The 13,481-nt window shown below is 63.5% G+C and carries 19 protein-coding genes; 13 read left to right on the top strand and 6 right to left on the bottom strand.

Going from position 1 to position 13,481, the window contains the following annotated elements:
- Positions 1-3: 3 nt before the first annotated feature.
- Complete coding sequence (locus PFLCHA0_RS28870) at positions 4-423, bottom strand: NINE protein (protein ID WP_011064009.1); 420 nt, start codon at positions 421-423, stop codon at positions 4-6.
- A 251-nt stretch (positions 424-674) separates the two neighbouring features.
- On the opposite strand from PFLCHA0_RS28870, the gene PFLCHA0_RS28875 reads away from it, so the two are divergent.
- Complete coding sequence (locus PFLCHA0_RS28875) at positions 675-1,298, top strand: C40 family peptidase (RefSeq protein ID WP_015637367.1); 624 nt, start codon at positions 675-677, stop codon at positions 1,296-1,298.
- Between the two features lie 78 nt (positions 1,299-1,376).
- On the opposite strand, the gene PFLCHA0_RS28880 is transcribed toward PFLCHA0_RS28875, so the two are convergent.
- Positions 1,377-2,411, bottom strand: coding sequence for a type IV pilus twitching motility protein PilT (locus tag PFLCHA0_RS28880; RefSeq protein WP_015637368.1), 1,035 nt, complete (start codon positions 2,409-2,411; stop codon positions 1,377-1,379).
- 190 nt (positions 2,412-2,601) lie between these two features.
- Between PFLCHA0_RS28880 and PFLCHA0_RS28885 the strand changes: the two genes are divergently transcribed.
- The 11 genes from PFLCHA0_RS28885 to PFLCHA0_RS28935 all read left to right on the top strand — a co-directional run bounded on the left by PFLCHA0_RS28885 (position 2,602) and on the right by PFLCHA0_RS28935 (position 10,215).
- Positions 2,602-3,300 carry a YggS family pyridoxal phosphate-dependent enzyme gene (locus PFLCHA0_RS28885; protein WP_011064012.1) on the top strand — a complete coding sequence of 233 codons (699 nt, stop codon included), beginning with the start codon at positions 2,602-2,604 and terminating at the stop codon, positions 3,298-3,300.
- Between the two features lie 34 nt (positions 3,301-3,334).
- On the top strand, positions 3,335-4,153 hold the full coding sequence (gene proC / locus PFLCHA0_RS28890) for a pyrroline-5-carboxylate reductase (protein ID WP_015637369.1): 819 nt from the start codon (positions 3,335-3,337) through the stop codon (positions 4,151-4,153).
- Positions 4,154-4,163: 10 nt separating this feature from the next.
- Complete coding sequence (locus tag PFLCHA0_RS28895; RefSeq protein ID WP_011064014.1) at positions 4,164-4,754, top strand: YggT family protein; 591 nt, start codon at positions 4,164-4,166, stop codon at positions 4,752-4,754.
- A gap of 14 nt (positions 4,755-4,768) precedes the next feature.
- On the top strand, positions 4,769-5,062 hold the full coding sequence (locus tag PFLCHA0_RS28900) for a DUF167 domain-containing protein (protein ID WP_011064015.1): 294 nt from the start codon (positions 4,769-4,771) through the stop codon (positions 5,060-5,062).
- Positions 5,063-5,225: 163 nt separating this feature from the next.
- Positions 5,226-6,365, top strand: coding sequence for a homoserine O-succinyltransferase MetX (gene metX / locus PFLCHA0_RS28905; protein WP_041752663.1), 1,140 nt, complete (start codon positions 5,226-5,228; stop codon positions 6,363-6,365).
- A gap of 7 nt (positions 6,366-6,372) precedes the next feature.
- Complete coding sequence (gene metW, locus PFLCHA0_RS28910) at positions 6,373-6,993, top strand: methionine biosynthesis protein MetW (protein ID WP_011064017.1); 621 nt, start codon at positions 6,373-6,375, stop codon at positions 6,991-6,993.
- Positions 6,994-7,019: 26 nt separating this feature from the next.
- Positions 7,020-7,454: a DUF4426 domain-containing protein gene (locus tag PFLCHA0_RS28915; protein ID WP_011064018.1), complete on the top strand. Its 435-nt coding sequence runs from the start codon at positions 7,020-7,022 to the stop codon at positions 7,452-7,454.
- Positions 7,451-8,047 (top strand): RdgB/HAM1 family non-canonical purine NTP pyrophosphatase, encoded by a 597-nt coding sequence (gene rdgB, locus PFLCHA0_RS28920; RefSeq protein WP_041752666.1) that lies wholly within the window; start codon positions 7,451-7,453, stop codon positions 8,045-8,047. The genes PFLCHA0_RS28915 and rdgB overlap by 4 nt, the downstream gene beginning before the upstream one ends.
- Entirely contained in the window at positions 8,044-9,246 is a 1,203-nt protein-coding gene (hemW, locus tag PFLCHA0_RS28925; RefSeq protein WP_015637372.1) for a radical SAM family heme chaperone HemW, read from the top strand. The genes rdgB and hemW overlap by 4 nt, the downstream gene beginning before the upstream one ends.
- A gap of 9 nt (positions 9,247-9,255) precedes the next feature.
- A complete protein-coding gene (locus tag PFLCHA0_RS28930) occupies positions 9,256-9,579 on the top strand; it encodes a DUF3392 domain-containing protein (RefSeq protein ID WP_011064021.1) in 324 nt (107 codons plus the stop codon).
- An 87-nt stretch (positions 9,580-9,666) separates the two neighbouring features.
- Positions 9,667-10,215: an RNA 2'-phosphotransferase gene (locus tag PFLCHA0_RS28935; RefSeq protein ID WP_011064022.1), complete on the top strand. Its 549-nt coding sequence runs from the start codon at positions 9,667-9,669 to the stop codon at positions 10,213-10,215.
- A gap of 93 nt (positions 10,216-10,308) precedes the next feature.
- Here the strand turns inward: PFLCHA0_RS28935 and trmB are convergent, their stop codons facing one another.
- The 4 genes from trmB to PFLCHA0_RS28955 form a co-directional block, all read right to left on the bottom strand.
- The gene (gene trmB / locus PFLCHA0_RS28940; RefSeq protein ID WP_011064023.1) at positions 10,309-11,034 is read right to left on the bottom strand and encodes a tRNA (guanosine(46)-N7)-methyltransferase TrmB; all 726 of its coding nucleotides are present in this window, start codon (positions 11,032-11,034) and stop codon (positions 10,309-10,311) included.
- Positions 11,035-11,043: 9 nt separating this feature from the next.
- On the bottom strand, positions 11,044-11,838 hold the full coding sequence (locus PFLCHA0_RS28945; protein WP_011064024.1) for a thiazole synthase: 795 nt from the start codon (positions 11,836-11,838) through the stop codon (positions 11,044-11,046).
- A 163-nt stretch (positions 11,839-12,001) separates the two neighbouring features.
- A complete protein-coding gene (gene thiS / locus PFLCHA0_RS28950) occupies positions 12,002-12,202 on the bottom strand; it encodes a sulfur carrier protein ThiS (RefSeq protein ID WP_011064025.1) in 201 nt (66 codons plus the stop codon).
- A 70-nt stretch (positions 12,203-12,272) separates the two neighbouring features.
- The gene (locus tag PFLCHA0_RS28955; protein ID WP_011064026.1) at positions 12,273-12,653 is read right to left on the bottom strand and encodes a DUF423 domain-containing protein; all 381 of its coding nucleotides are present in this window, start codon (positions 12,651-12,653) and stop codon (positions 12,273-12,275) included.
- Positions 12,654-12,727: 74 nt separating this feature from the next.
- Between PFLCHA0_RS28955 and mtgA the strand changes: the two genes are divergently transcribed.
- Positions 12,728-13,450 (top strand): monofunctional biosynthetic peptidoglycan transglycosylase, encoded by a 723-nt coding sequence (mtgA, locus tag PFLCHA0_RS28960; protein ID WP_011064027.1) that lies wholly within the window; start codon positions 12,728-12,730, stop codon positions 13,448-13,450.
- Positions 13,451-13,481 lie beyond the last annotated feature (31 nt).

A 13,481-nucleotide genomic window follows, 5' to 3' on the forward strand; every position in this document is an offset into this window, starting at 1 on the left:
GGATCAACGGCGCTTGGCGTTCTCCAGCGATACCTGATCGTTCAGGGTCCAGAAGTCGTACAGCACCCCCAGGAAGAACAGGCCGCCGGTGAACAGGTAGATCACCCCGCTCAGCCATTTGCCCTGGTACATGCGGTGCACGCCGAAAACCCCGAGGAAGGTCAGCAGAATCCAGGCCACGCTGTATTCCACCGGACCTGCGGTAAAGCGAAGGTCCGCTTCCCGGTCCATGGACGGGATCAGGAACAAGTCGATCAGCCAGCCAATGCCCAGCAGACCGAAGGTGAAGAACCAGATAGTCCCGGTCACCGGCTTGCCGTAATAGAAGCGGTGGGCCCCGGTAAAACCGAAAATCCACAACAGGTAACCGATCACCTTGCTGTGGGTGTCATGGGTGGATGCATCCTGACGATAGGTGTTCATTAAGTGCCTCTTTGCAGGTGATAGATAAATATTCTTAAAAACTTTGTGACTTTTTTACAGGCATTCGACGTGCGGGCAATGTTACCTTCTGTTCTGCCAAAGCCTTGTACTGCCTGACTTCTGACGGTTTTCTGCGTCAAGTTGCCACCTCTTTGCCGAAGTTGACCCCAAGGTTGAATCGACAAACGGCCACGGAAGTGACCTGAAAGCTGTTATAAAGTTGCGCGCTAACCAAATAAGAGCCTTGCCTAATGCGTCCATTTTTCAAGACATGGCTAACCATTTGCCTATTAATGCCACTGGCCGCCCACGCCACCAACCGTGAGCAACGACTTCCCAACGTTAATGGCTACACTCCGAAACCTCACGTTTCGACGGTCGCCGCCAAGAACAAGAGCACCATCAAGCACCCCACCCGCCTGAGCAAGGCCGACAGCAAGCTGGTGGCCAACAACGCCGGCCGGCCGAGCACCACGGTTCTCAGCCGCGCGGTCAATGTCCTCGGTACACCCTATCGTTGGGGCGGCAGCAGCCCAAGCAAAGGCTTCGACTGCAGCGGCCTGGTGCGCTACGCCTTCAATGATGTCGCCGCCGTGGACCTGCCACGCACCTCCAACGCCATGGCCAGCGGCCACGGGCAGAAGGTCGAACGCAAGGACCTGAAGCCGGGCGACCTATTGTTCTTCAACATCAAGAGCCGCAAGGTCAACCACGTCGCCATCTACCTGGGCGAAGACCGCTTCATCCACGCCCCGCGGCGCGGCAAGGCAGTGACCATCGATACCCTGAAGAAGCCCTACTGGCAGAGCCACTACGTGGTTGCCAAGCGGGTCCTGCCCAAGGAGCACGCGCCCCTGCGGGTCGTGCAACGCTGATACCCCGCTTCGCCGGCAAGCCGGCTCCTGCACCCACCTGTAGGAGCAGGCTTGCCGGCGAATGCATTTCCAGCCCCGTCAAAAGCTCTCCGGCATCCGCGCCTGCTCCCGCGCCTGATCGCGGCTGATCAACCCCTGCCCGAGCAATGCCTTGAGGCTCATGTCCAGGGTGCGCATGCCCTGGGCGCCGCCCGTCTGGATCGCCGAATACATCTGCGCCACCTTGTCCTCGCGGATCAGGTTACGGATCGCCGGGCTGCCCAGCATGATCTCGTGCGCCGCTACCCGGCCACCGCCCACCTTCTTCACCAGCACTTGCGCGACCACTGCCTGCAGCGACTCGGCCAGCATCGAGCGCACCAGGGCTTTTTCCTCCCCTGGAAACACGTCCACCAGCCGGTCGATGGTCTTGGCCGCCGACGAGGTGTGCAAGGTGGCCAGTACCAAGTGCCCGGTTTCCGCGGCGGTCAGGGCCAGGCGGATGGTTTCCAGGTCCCGCAGTTCGCCCAGCAGGATCACGTCGGGATCTTCCCGCAGCGCCGCACGCAAGGCCGTGGCGAAGCTCTGGGTATCGCGCTGCACTTCGCGCTGGTGCACCAGGCAGTTTTTCTGCGGATGCACGAATTCGATAGGGTCTTCGATGGTCAGGATGTGCTGCTGGCGGCGCTGGTTCAGGTGGTCGATCATCGCCGCCAGTGTGGTGGACTTGCCGCTGCCGGTGGGCCCGGTCACCAGCACCAGCCCGCGGGGCGCCTCGGTAATCTGCCGAAACACTTCCCCCAGCCCCAGCTCCTCCAGGCTCTGTACCCGCGCGGGAATCAGGCGCAGCACCGCACCGGCGCCCCGGGCGTGCCGGAAGGCATTGACCCGAAACCGCGCCACACCTGGCAGTTCATGGGCGAAATCCAGGTCATTGCAGGCGGCGAATGCCTGGCGCTGAGCTTCGCTCATCAGTTCATGGATCAGCGCCAGCACCTCTGGCCCTTCCAGGGCCGGGCCCGGCAGCGGGCGAATATCGCCATCGATGCGCAACATCGGCGCCAGCCCGGCGGACAGATGCAGGTCCGAAGCGCCCCGGGAAGCGCTCAAGCGCAAGAGTTCGGTGATGTCCATAGTGCCCCCCAATTCCAGTAGAATGCCGCGAGCTTCAGACCCGCCCGCGCCTGGCAGATTCAATGGCCAGGCCGCGGACGATGCCCGGCGCGACCCTTGAGCGTGGCTCGGGCCGGCGGAGAATCGAGGTCTGGTGGATTCACGCGGCAGCCGGTGGCCAGGGCCGCCGGTACTTTTGAGACGAAATCGAATGTCCACGATAGCAGACAACATTGCCCAGGTAGCCGAGCGCATCCGCAACGCCTGCCAGGCCGTACAGCGCGACCCGCACAGCGTCCAGCTGCTGGCCGTGAGCAAGACCAAGCCCGCCGCCGCCCTGCGCGAGGCCCATGCCGCCGGCCTGCGGGATTTCGGCGAGAACTACCTGCAGGAAGCCCTGGGCAAACAGCAGGAACTGGCCGACCTGCCCTTGAGTTGGCACTTCATCGGCCCCATTCAGTCGAACAAGACTCGTGCCATTGCCGAGCATTTTGACTGGGTGCACTCCGTGGATCGCTTGAAAATCGCCCAACGCCTGTCTGAACAACGCCCGGCCGAGTTGCCGCCACTGAACATCTGCATCCAGGTGAACGTCAGTGGCGAAGCCAGCAAGTCCGGCTGCGCCCCGGCCGACCTGCCGGCCCTGGCCAGCGCCATCGGTGCCTTGCCACGCCTGCAACTGCGGGGGTTGATGGCGATTCCCGAGCCTACCGAGGACCGCGCTGCCCAGGACGCCGCCTTCGCCGCGGTACAACGCCTGAACAACGACCTGCGGGACAGCCTCAAGCTGCCCCTGGATACCCTTTCCATGGGCATGAGCCACGACCTCGAAGCGGCCATTGCCCAAGGCGCCACCTGGGTGCGGATCGGTACCGCGCTGTTTGGTGCCCGCGACTACAGTCAGTCCTGATGCGACTGACCCCGACCTCTTGTAAGGACCTGTCATGAACACGACTCGTATCGCTTTTATCGGTGCCGGCAACATGGCGGCCAGTCTCATCGGCGGCCTGCGGGCCAAAGGCCTGGAGGCCTCGCAGATCCGCGCCAGCGACCCGGGCGAGCAGACCCGAGCGAAAGTCGCGGCCGAACATGGCATCCAGGTATTTGCCGATAACGCCGAGGCCATCGAAGGCGTCGACGTGATCGTCCTGGCGGTCAAGCCCCAGGCCATGAAAGCCGTGTGCCAAGCCCTGCGCCCGAGCCTGAAGCCGCAACAGCTGGTGGTGTCCATCGCCGCCGGCATCACCTGTTCGAGCATGAACAGCTGGCTCGGCACCCAGCCCATCGTGCGCTGCATGCCCAACACCCCGGCACTGCTGCGCCAGGGTGTCAGCGGCCTGTACGCCACCGCCGAAGTCAGCGCCCAGCAACGCCAGCAGGCCGAGGAACTGCTGTCCGCCGTGGGTATCGCCCTGTGGCTGGACCAGGAGCAGCAACTGGACGCAGTGACTGCCGTCTCCGGCAGTGGCCCGGCGTATTTCTTCCTGCTGATCGAAGCCATGACCGCCGCCGGCGAGAAGCTCGGCCTGCCCCGGGAAACCGCCGCCCAGCTGACTCTGCAGACCGCCCTGGGCGCCGCCCACATGGCGGTCTCCAGTGACGTTGACGCCGCCGAGCTGCGCCGCCGCGTGACTTCACCGGCAGGCACCACGGAAGCGGCCATCAAGTCGTTCCAGGCCGGTGGCTTTGAAGCCCTGGTGGAAAAAGCATTGGGTGCCGCTGCGCACCGCTCGGCCGAAATGGCCGAACAACTGGGCCAATAAGGAGCCAATGATGATTGGATTGAACACCGCTGCGGTGTATGTGCTGCAAACCCTGGGCAGCCTGTACCTGCTGATCGTGCTGATGCGTTTCGTCCTGCAACTGGTGCGCGCCAACTTCTACAACCCGCTGTGCCAGTTCATCGTGCGGGCCACCCAGCCGCTGCTCAAGCCGATGCGCCGGGTCATCCCGAGCATCGGCGGCCTGGACATGTCCTCGCTGCTCCTGGCGATCCTGGTGCAACTGGCCTTGATGGCCCTGACCCTGCTGCTGACCTACGGCACCACCGGCAACCCGCTGCAACTGCTGATCTGGTCGATCATCGGCGTCACCGCGCTGTTCCTGAAGATCTTCTTCTTCGCCCTGATCATCAGCGTGATCCTGTCCTGGGTCGCCCCTGGCAGCCACAACCCCGGCGCCGAACTGGTGAACCAGATCTGCGAACCCGCCCTGGCCCCGTTCCGTCGCATCCTGCCGAGCATGGGCGGCCTGGATATCTCGCCGATCCTGGCATTCATGGTGCTCAAGCTGCTGGACATGCTGGTGATCAACAACCTGGCGGCCATGACCATGATGCCGGACATCCTGCGCCTGCTGATCTGACCCGGGCGGCCTGCATGAGTTATTACCGCTGGGACGGTGACGATCTGATCCTCGATTGCCACCTGCAACCCAAGGCCAGCAGCGACGAGTTCGCTGGCCTGCACGGCGAGCGGTTGAAGATCCGCCTCACCGCGCCACCAGTGGAAGGCAAGGCCAATGCGCACCTGATGGCGTTCCTGGCCAAGGCCTTTGGCATTCCCAAGAGCAACGTCAGCCTGGTCAGCGGCGAACTGAACCGGCAGAAGCGGGTGCGCCTGCAAGCGCCGAAGAAGCTGCCGGACCTGCCGGGGCTGGCTCGCCCCGCCTGATTCGCCGGCAAGCCGGCTCCTGCGCGCCATGTTCACTGCAGGAGCTGGCTTGCCAGCGAAGCTCCCACGTCATTTCCCGCAACGAAACACAGCCCCGGGCTTTGCTTGCCGCTGGGGGCAGCGGTCTTTAGACTTACGCCTCATTTAAATGAGAGCAGGGTCGATGCCAACTGCCTTTCCCCCCGATTCTGTTGGTCTGGTCACGCCACAAATAGCGCACTTCAGCGAACCCCTGGCCCTGGCCTGCGGGCGCGCGCTGCCGGCCTACGACCTGATCTACGAAACCTACGGTCAGCTCAACGCCAGCGCCAGCAACGCGGTGCTGATCTGCCACGCCCTGTCCGGCCATCATCACGCCGCCGGCTACCACAGCGTCGACGACCGCAAGCCCGGTTGGTGGGACAGCTGCATCGGCCCGGGCAAGCCGATCGACACCAATAGGTTCTTCGTGGTCAGCCTCAACAACCTCGGCGGTTGCAACGGCTCCACCGGTCCCAGCAGCCTCAACCCGGACACCGGCAAGCCATTCGGCGCCGACTTCCCGGTGCTTACCGTGGAAGACTGGGTACACAGCCAGGCGCGCCTGGCGGATCGCCTGGGCATCGACCAGTGGGCAGCGGTGATCGGCGGCAGCCTCGGCGGCATGCAGGCCCTGCAATGGACCATCACCTACCCGGACCGTGTACGGCACTGCCTGGCCATCGCCTCGGCGCCCAAGCTCTCGGCGCAGAACATCGCCTTCAACGAAGTGGCGCGCCAGGCGATCCTCACCGACCCGGAATTCCACGGCGGCTCGTTCCAGGAACAGGGGGTGATCCCCAAGCGCGGGCTGATGCTGGCGCGAATGGTGGGCCATATCACTTACCTGTCCGACGACTCCATGGGCGAGAAATTCGGCCGTGGGCTCAAGAGCGAGAAGCTCAACTACGACTTCCACAGCGTCGAGTTCCAGGTGGAAAGCTACCTGCGCTACCAGGGCGAGGAGTTCTCCGGGCGTTTCGATGCCAACACCTACCTGCTGATGACCAAGGCCCTGGACTACTTCGACCCGGCGGCCAACTGCGACGACGACCTGGCCAAGACCTTCGCCCATGCCACCGCCAAGTTCTGCGTGATGTCCTTCACCACCGACTGGCGCTTCTCCCCGGCCCGCTCCCGGGAACTGGTGGATGCATTGATGGCCGCGCGCAAGGACGTCTGCTACCTGGAGATCGACGCACCGCAGGGGCATGACGCCTTCCTGATCCCGATCCCGCGCTACCTGCAGGCGTTCAGCCACTACATGAACCGCATTACCTTGTGAGGACACGATGAGAGCCGATCTGGAAATCATCCAGGAATGGATCCCCGCCGGCAGCCGCGTCCTCGACCTGGGCTGCGGTAACGGCGAGCTGCTGAGCTGGCTGCAGGAGCACAAGCAGGTCACCGGCTATGGCCTGGAAAACGACCCGGACAACATCGCCGAGTGCGTGGCCAAGGGCATCAACGTGATCGAGCAGGACCTGGACAAGGGCCTGGGCAACTTTGCCAGCAACAGCTTCGACATCGTGGTCATGACCCAGGCCCTGCAAGCCGTGCACTACCCGGACAAGATCCTCGACGAAATGCTCCGGGTCGGCCGCCAGTGCATCATCACCTTCCCCAATTTCGGTCACTGGCGCTGCCGCTGGTACCTGGCCAGCAAGGGGCGGATGCCGGTCTCGGAGTTCCTTCCGTACACCTGGTACAACACGCCGAACATCCACTTCTGCACCTTCGAGGACTTCGAAGAACTGTGCCGCGAGCGGCAAGCCCGGGTGATCAACCGCCTTGCCGTCGATCAACAACACCGCCATGGGTGGGCCAGTAAGCTATGGCCTAATCTCTTAGGAGAGATCGGCATCTACCGCGTCAGCAGTCCCGGCCTGCAAGATCACAAGGTCGCGGTATAAACCACGTTGCATCGAGGAGAACCATCATGGGACGTCTGGTTACATTTCTACTGGCTGCCTGCCTGAGCGTCAGCGCCCTGGCGGCGGACCCGATCAAGGGCGAACGCCAGGAAGTGTTCGGTGACATCACCGTGCACTACAACACCTTCAACTCCACCTACCTGCAGCCTGATATCGCCAGGGCGGCGGAGCTGGTCCGCAGCAAGAACCAGGGCGTGATCAACGTTTCCCTGATCAAGGACGGCAAGCCGCTGGTCGGCCAGGTCAGTGGCACGGTCAAGGACCTGACCAGCAAGAGCATCCCGCTGAAATTCCGCCAGATCACCGAGCAGGGCGCGATCTATTACATCGCCCAGTTCCCGGTGGAGCAGCAGGAAAACCGTACGTTCACCATCAATGTGCAGACTGGCGGTGACACCAACAGCTTCAGCTTCAACCAAGAGCTATTCCCGGGCGAATAATGAACCTCACGCAACTCGTACTGGCCAGCCATAACGCCGGCAAACTCAAAGAACTCCAGGCCATGCTCGGCGCTTCGGTGCAATTGCGCTCGATCGGCGAGTTCAGCAGCGTCGAGCCGGAAGAAACCGGCCTGTCGTTCGTCGAAAACGCCATCCTCAAGGCGCGCAATGCCGCACGCATTTCCGGCTTGCCGGCACTGGCCGACGACTCCGGCCTGGCAGTGGACTTCCTCGGTGGCGCCCCGGGCATCTACTCGGCCCGCTACGCCGACGGCCAGGGCGACTCGGCGAACAACGCCAAGCTGCTCGAAGCCCTCAAGGATGTCCCGCAAGCCGAGCGCGGTGCGCAGTTCGTCTGCGTCCTGGCACTGGTACGGCACGCCGACGATCCGCTGCCGATCCTCTGCGAAGGCCTGTGGCACGGGCGCATCCTTACCGCCGCCAGCGGCGAGCACGGCTTCGGCTACGACCCGCTGTTCTGGGTGCCGGAACGCAACTGCTCCAGCGCCGAACTGGGCCCCGAGGAGAAAAACCAGCTCAGCCACCGCGCCCGCGCCATGGCCATTCTGCGGCAACGCCTGGGCCTGAAATGAGCCACGAGCCCTCCGCGTCGCCGCTGATTCTCGGCGGCGCGCATACGCCCCGGGCGGCGCTGCCCCAGTTGCCGCCTCTGGCGCTGTACATCCACATCCCGTGGTGTGTACGCAAATGCCCCTACTGCGACTTCAACTCCCACGCGGCCAGCCCGACGCTACCGGAAGAGGAGTACGTCGACGCCCTGCTGGCCGACCTCGACCAGGACCTGCACGCCGTGCACGGTCGCGAGCTGAGCTCGATCTTCTTCGGCGGCGGCACCCCGAGCCTGTTCAGCGCCCAGGCCCTGGGTCGGCTGCTCAAGGGCGTGGAACAGCGCATCCGGTTTGCCCCCGACATCGAAATCACCCTGGAAGCCAACCCCGGGACCTTCGAGCAGGAAAAATTCACCGCCTACCGCGCCCTGGGCATCAATCGCCTGTCCATCGGCATCCAGAGTTTCCAGGAACAGAAGCTCAAGGCCCTGGGCCGCATCCACAACGGCGATGAAGCGACTCGCGCCGCTGGCATGGCGCGCCAGGCCGGGTTCGACAACTTCAACCTGGACCTGATGCACGGCCTGCCGGACCAGTCCCTGGACGATGCCCTGGGCGACCTGCGCCAGGCCATTGCGATGAAGCCGACCCACCTGTCCTGGTACCAGCTGACCCTGGAGCCCAACACGGTGTTCTGGAACCAGCCACCGGTACTGCCGGAAGACGACACCCTGTGGGACATCCAGGAAGCCGGCCAGGCCCTGCTGGCCGAGCACGGCTATGCCCAGTACGAAGTCTCGGCCTACGCCCAGCCCGGGCGCGCGGCGCGGCACAACCTGAACTACTGGAGCTTTGGCGACTTCATCGGGATCGGCGCCGGTGCCCACGGCAAACTCAGCCACCCGGACGGGCGCATCCTGCGCACCTGGAAGACCCGCCTGCCCAAGGACTACCTGAACCCGGCCAAGCAGTTCAAGGCGGGCGAGAAGGCCCTGGGCAACGAAGAGCTGCCGTTCGAGTTCCTGATGAACGCCCTGCGCCTCACCGATGGCGTGGACGCTGCGCTGTTCGCCCAACGCACCGGCCTGGACCTGGTCAGCCTCGCCGAAGGTCGGCGCCAGGCCGAACAAAGCGGCTTGTTGCAGGTCGAACCGTCACGCCTGGCGGCCACGGCCCGCGGGCAACTTTTTCTCAATGACCTGCTGCAATACTTTCTGATCTAAGGAAATCACATGGATCTGGTACTCGACCTGCTCGCCACCGTGTCCCGCTGGAGTCGCAGCAACCTCTCGGAAATCGCCCTGGCACTGGTGGGCTGCCTGCTGGTGCTGTTCGGCGCGGACATCAAGGGCTGGGTCGAACAGCGCCTGGGCGGCATCGCCGGCGCCCTGCGGGTGCCGCTGATGGCCCTGCTGTGCATGGTCGGCAGCGGCCTGGCGCTGATCTACGCCACACCGTGGATCGTCCGCGGCCTGAGCCAGTTCAACAACTACAGCCTGGCGCCAGTGCTGTTGGTGGTGCTGGTGCTGATTGGCGTGGTCGCTGATCGTCGTTAATTCGCAGGGCCCCTTCGCCGGCAAGCCGGCTCCTACACCAAGCCGGCGAACGCAATCCAACGGCTGCCCCCGTTATCAAGGAAGAACATGAGCAAGAAAGTCATCGAGGACACCAGTAAGTTCCTCAGCTATGTGCTGCGCCACGAGCCCCAGGCCATCGGCCTGGAACTGGACAGCGAAGGCTGGGGCGATATCGACGCGCTGATCAGCGGTGCGGCCAAGAACGGCCGGCAACTGAGCCGGGAACTGATCGAGCTGGTGGTCGAAGGCAACGACAAGAAGCGCTTCGCCCTCTCGGCTGACAGCCGGCGGATTCGTGCCGTTCAGGGGCATTCCAACAAGGCCGTGCAATTGCAGCTTGAGGCAAAGCAACCGCCCGCCGTGCTCTTCCACGGCACCGCCACGCGCTTCATGGATTCGATCAACGAAAAGGGGCTGATCCCGGGTTCACGGCACCACGTGCACCTGTCCCAGGAAATCGACACCGCCCGGGCCGTGGGCCAGCGCTATGGCAAGGTGGTGATCCTGCAGATCGACGCCCAGGCCATGCAGGCCCAGGGTTTCACCTTCTATCAGGCAGAGAATGGGGTGTGGCTGACCGACCAGGTGCCGGTCGGCTTCATCAAAGCCCTGTAGGAGCCAGCTGGTTGGCGAAGGCGACCTTGAAGGCCTCTTCGCTGGCAAGCGGAACGCCGCCCGGCAGCTCCTACAGCAGCGTGTCCGCGGGGCTCAGGCGAGCTTTTCGAACTTCAAATCCCACACGCCGTGGCCCAGGCGCTCGCCGCGACGCTCGAACTTGGTGATCGGGCGTTCGGCCGGGCGCGGTACACACTTGCCGTCTTCGGCCAGGTTGCGATAACCCGGGGCGACGTTCATCACCTCCAGCATGTATTCGGCATAGGGCTCCCAGTCGGTGGCCATGTGCAGAATGCCGCCAACCTTGAGCTTGCTGCGCACCAGCTCGGCGAAGGAAGCCTGGACGATGCGGCGCTTGTGGTGCCGGCTCTTGTGCCACGGATCGGGGAAGAACAGCATCAGCCGGTCCAGGCTGTTGTCGGCGATGCAGCGGTTGAGCACCTCGATGGCGTCGCAATCGTAGACCCGCAGGTTGGTCAGGCCCTGGGTCAGCACGCCATTGAGCAGCGCGCCGACACCCGGGCGGTGAACCTCAACGCCGATGAAATCCTGTTCCGGAGCCGCCGCCGCCATTTCCAGCAGCGAGTGACCCATGCCGAAGCCGATTTCCAGGGAGCGTGGTGCCGAACGGCCGAACACCTGGTCGTAATCCACCGGTGCGTCGGCCAAGGGCAGCACGTACAGCGGCGCGCCCTGGTCCAGGCCGCGTTGCTGGCCTTCGGTCATGCGCCCGGCGCGCATCACGAAACTCTTGATGCGGCGGTGTTGGCGCTCGTCGCCGGCTTCCGGCTGGATTGGCGTGTCGTTTGATTCAGTCATCAATGGCTCTTACTTGATCAGACCATCCAGCGGCGAAGAGGCGCTGGCATAGAGTTTCTTCGGCATGCGACCGGCGAGGTACGCCAGGCGGCCCGCGACAATTGCGTGTTTCATGGCTTCGGCCATCATCACCGGCTGCTGCGCGTGGGCGATGGCCGAGTTCATCAGCACCGCCTCACACCCCAGTTCCATGGCGATGGTGGCGTCGGAAGCGGTACCGACACCGGCATCCACCAGTACCGGAACCTTGGCTTCTTCAAGGATGATCTGCAGGTTGTACGGGTTGCAGATCCCCAGCCCGGTGCCAATCAGGCCGGCCAGCGGCATGACCGCGATGCAGCCCATTTCCGCCAGCTGGCGGGCGATGATCGGGTCGTCGCTGGTGTAGACCATCACGTCGAAACCTTCCTTGACCAGCACTTCGGCGGCCTTGAGGGTTTCCAGCACGTTGGGGAACAGGGTCTTCTGGTCGGCCAGGACTTCCAGCTTCACCAGGTTGTGGCCATCGAGCAGCTCACGGGCCAGGCGGCAGGTGCGCACGGCCTCGACCGCGTCATAGCAGCCGGCGGTGTTGGGCAGGATGGTGTAGCGATCCGGCGGCAGGATATCCAGCAGGTTCGGTTCGCCCGGGTTCTGGCCGATATTGGTCCGGCGCACGGCAACGGTCACGATCTCGGCACCCGAGGCCTCGATGGCCAGGCGGGTTTCTTCCATGTCGCGGTACTTGCCGGTGCCTACCAGCAAACGCGACTGGTACGTCCGACCGGCCAGGACGAAAGGCTTGTCACTACGAACGTTGCTCATCGGAAATCCTCTGTTGGGGTGAGGTTCTTGCAGAATTCTTTATCAGGCCCGGGGCGCTGGTGACCCTCGATCCGGGGCCGGTGAAAGCATGTCGTCCATGAGAGGGCCCGGAGCCGGGCCAGGGCGCTGCGCAGATGGACAGCAGCGCTATTGAAGCCAGTGACTAGCCGCCGCCGATGGCGTGGACCACTTCAACCTGGTCACCTTCGTTGAGGGCGGTTTCGGCGTGCTGGCTGCGCGGAACGATATCCAGGTTGAGTTCCACCGCGATCCGCCGTCCGGTGAGTTCCAGATGGCTCAGCAGGGCCGCAACGGTCGAGCCGTCGGGCAGTTCAAAGGATTCACCGTTCAACTGAATGCGCATGCCAAGGCCGCCATCATTTTTAGGGGCCAGCATTCTAGCCCGATCATGACCTAAAGGTCAGCTACAAGCGTCAGCCGGCGACTTGCAGGCGCCAGGCGGCAAGCCCCAGCAGGAACCAGCCGACCAGGAAGGCCACACCGCCGAAGGGGGTGATGATCCCCAGCTTGCTGGTGCCAGTCAGGGTCAGCAGGTACAGGCTACCGGAGAACAGCAGGATGCCCAGGGTGAAGGCAGCGCCGGCCCAGGTCACCAGCCGCCCGGGAATATGAGCCGCCAGCAAGGCGACGCCGAACAACGCCAGGGCATGCACCAGTTGATAGGTAACACCTGTATGAAAAATAGCCAGGTAGTCCGTGCTCAGGCGGTTTTTAAGACCGTGGGCGGCGAAAGCGCCAAGGGCAACCCCGGTGAAACCGAAGAAGGCGGCCAGCATCAGGAAGCCACGCAACATGAGGAACTCCAGTCAGATTCAGCACAAAGGGTCTGTATAATGGCGCGCTCAACGGGTTCGGCCAAGCCATCTCTATGCTGCGTTATCTGTTTCGTCGTCTTGTAAAAGCCTTGATGTGGTTCATGGTCGGCAGCGTCCTGCTGGTGCTGCTGTTGCGTTTCGTACCGCCACCGGGCACCGCCCTGATGGTAGAGCGCAAGATCGAGTCCTGGGTCGACAACGACCCCATCGACCTGCAGCGCACCTGGAAGCCTTGGGATGAAATATCCGACAACCTCAAGGTGGCGGTGATTGCCGGCGAAGACCAGAAATTCCCCGAGCACTGGGGCTTCGATATCGATGCAATCCAGGCAGCGTTGATCCACAACGAAAGGGGCGGCTCGATCCGTGGCGCCAGTACCCTGAGCCAGCAAGTGTCGAAAAACCTGTTCCTGTGGTCCGGCCGCAGCTACCTGCGCAAGGGACTGGAAGCCTGGTTCACCGCGCTGATCGAAGTGTTCTGGCCCAAGCAGCGGATTCTTGAGGTCTACCTCAACAGTGTCGAATGGGATGAAGGGGTGTTCGGGGCAGAAGCCGCGGCGCGCCATCACTTCGGCGTCAGCGCGGCCAATCTGTCACGCCAGCAAGCCAGCCTGCTAGCCGCTGTCCTGCCCAATCCAAGGGTGTGGAGCGCAGCACGTCCCAGCACTTATGTGATGCAGCGGGCGGGCTGGGTTCGGCGGCAGATGAGCCAGTTGGGTGGAGCCGATTACTTGAATCGGCTGAACGAGTCGCGCAGGGCGCCCTGGGCGGAGTAACCCGGATTTGGCTTTGCGCCGGTTCTTCTTG

The organism is Pseudomonas protegens CHA0 (genome assembly GCF_000397205.1).
Lineage (GTDB): Bacteria > Pseudomonadota > Gammaproteobacteria > Pseudomonadales > Pseudomonadaceae > Aquipseudomonas > Aquipseudomonas protegens.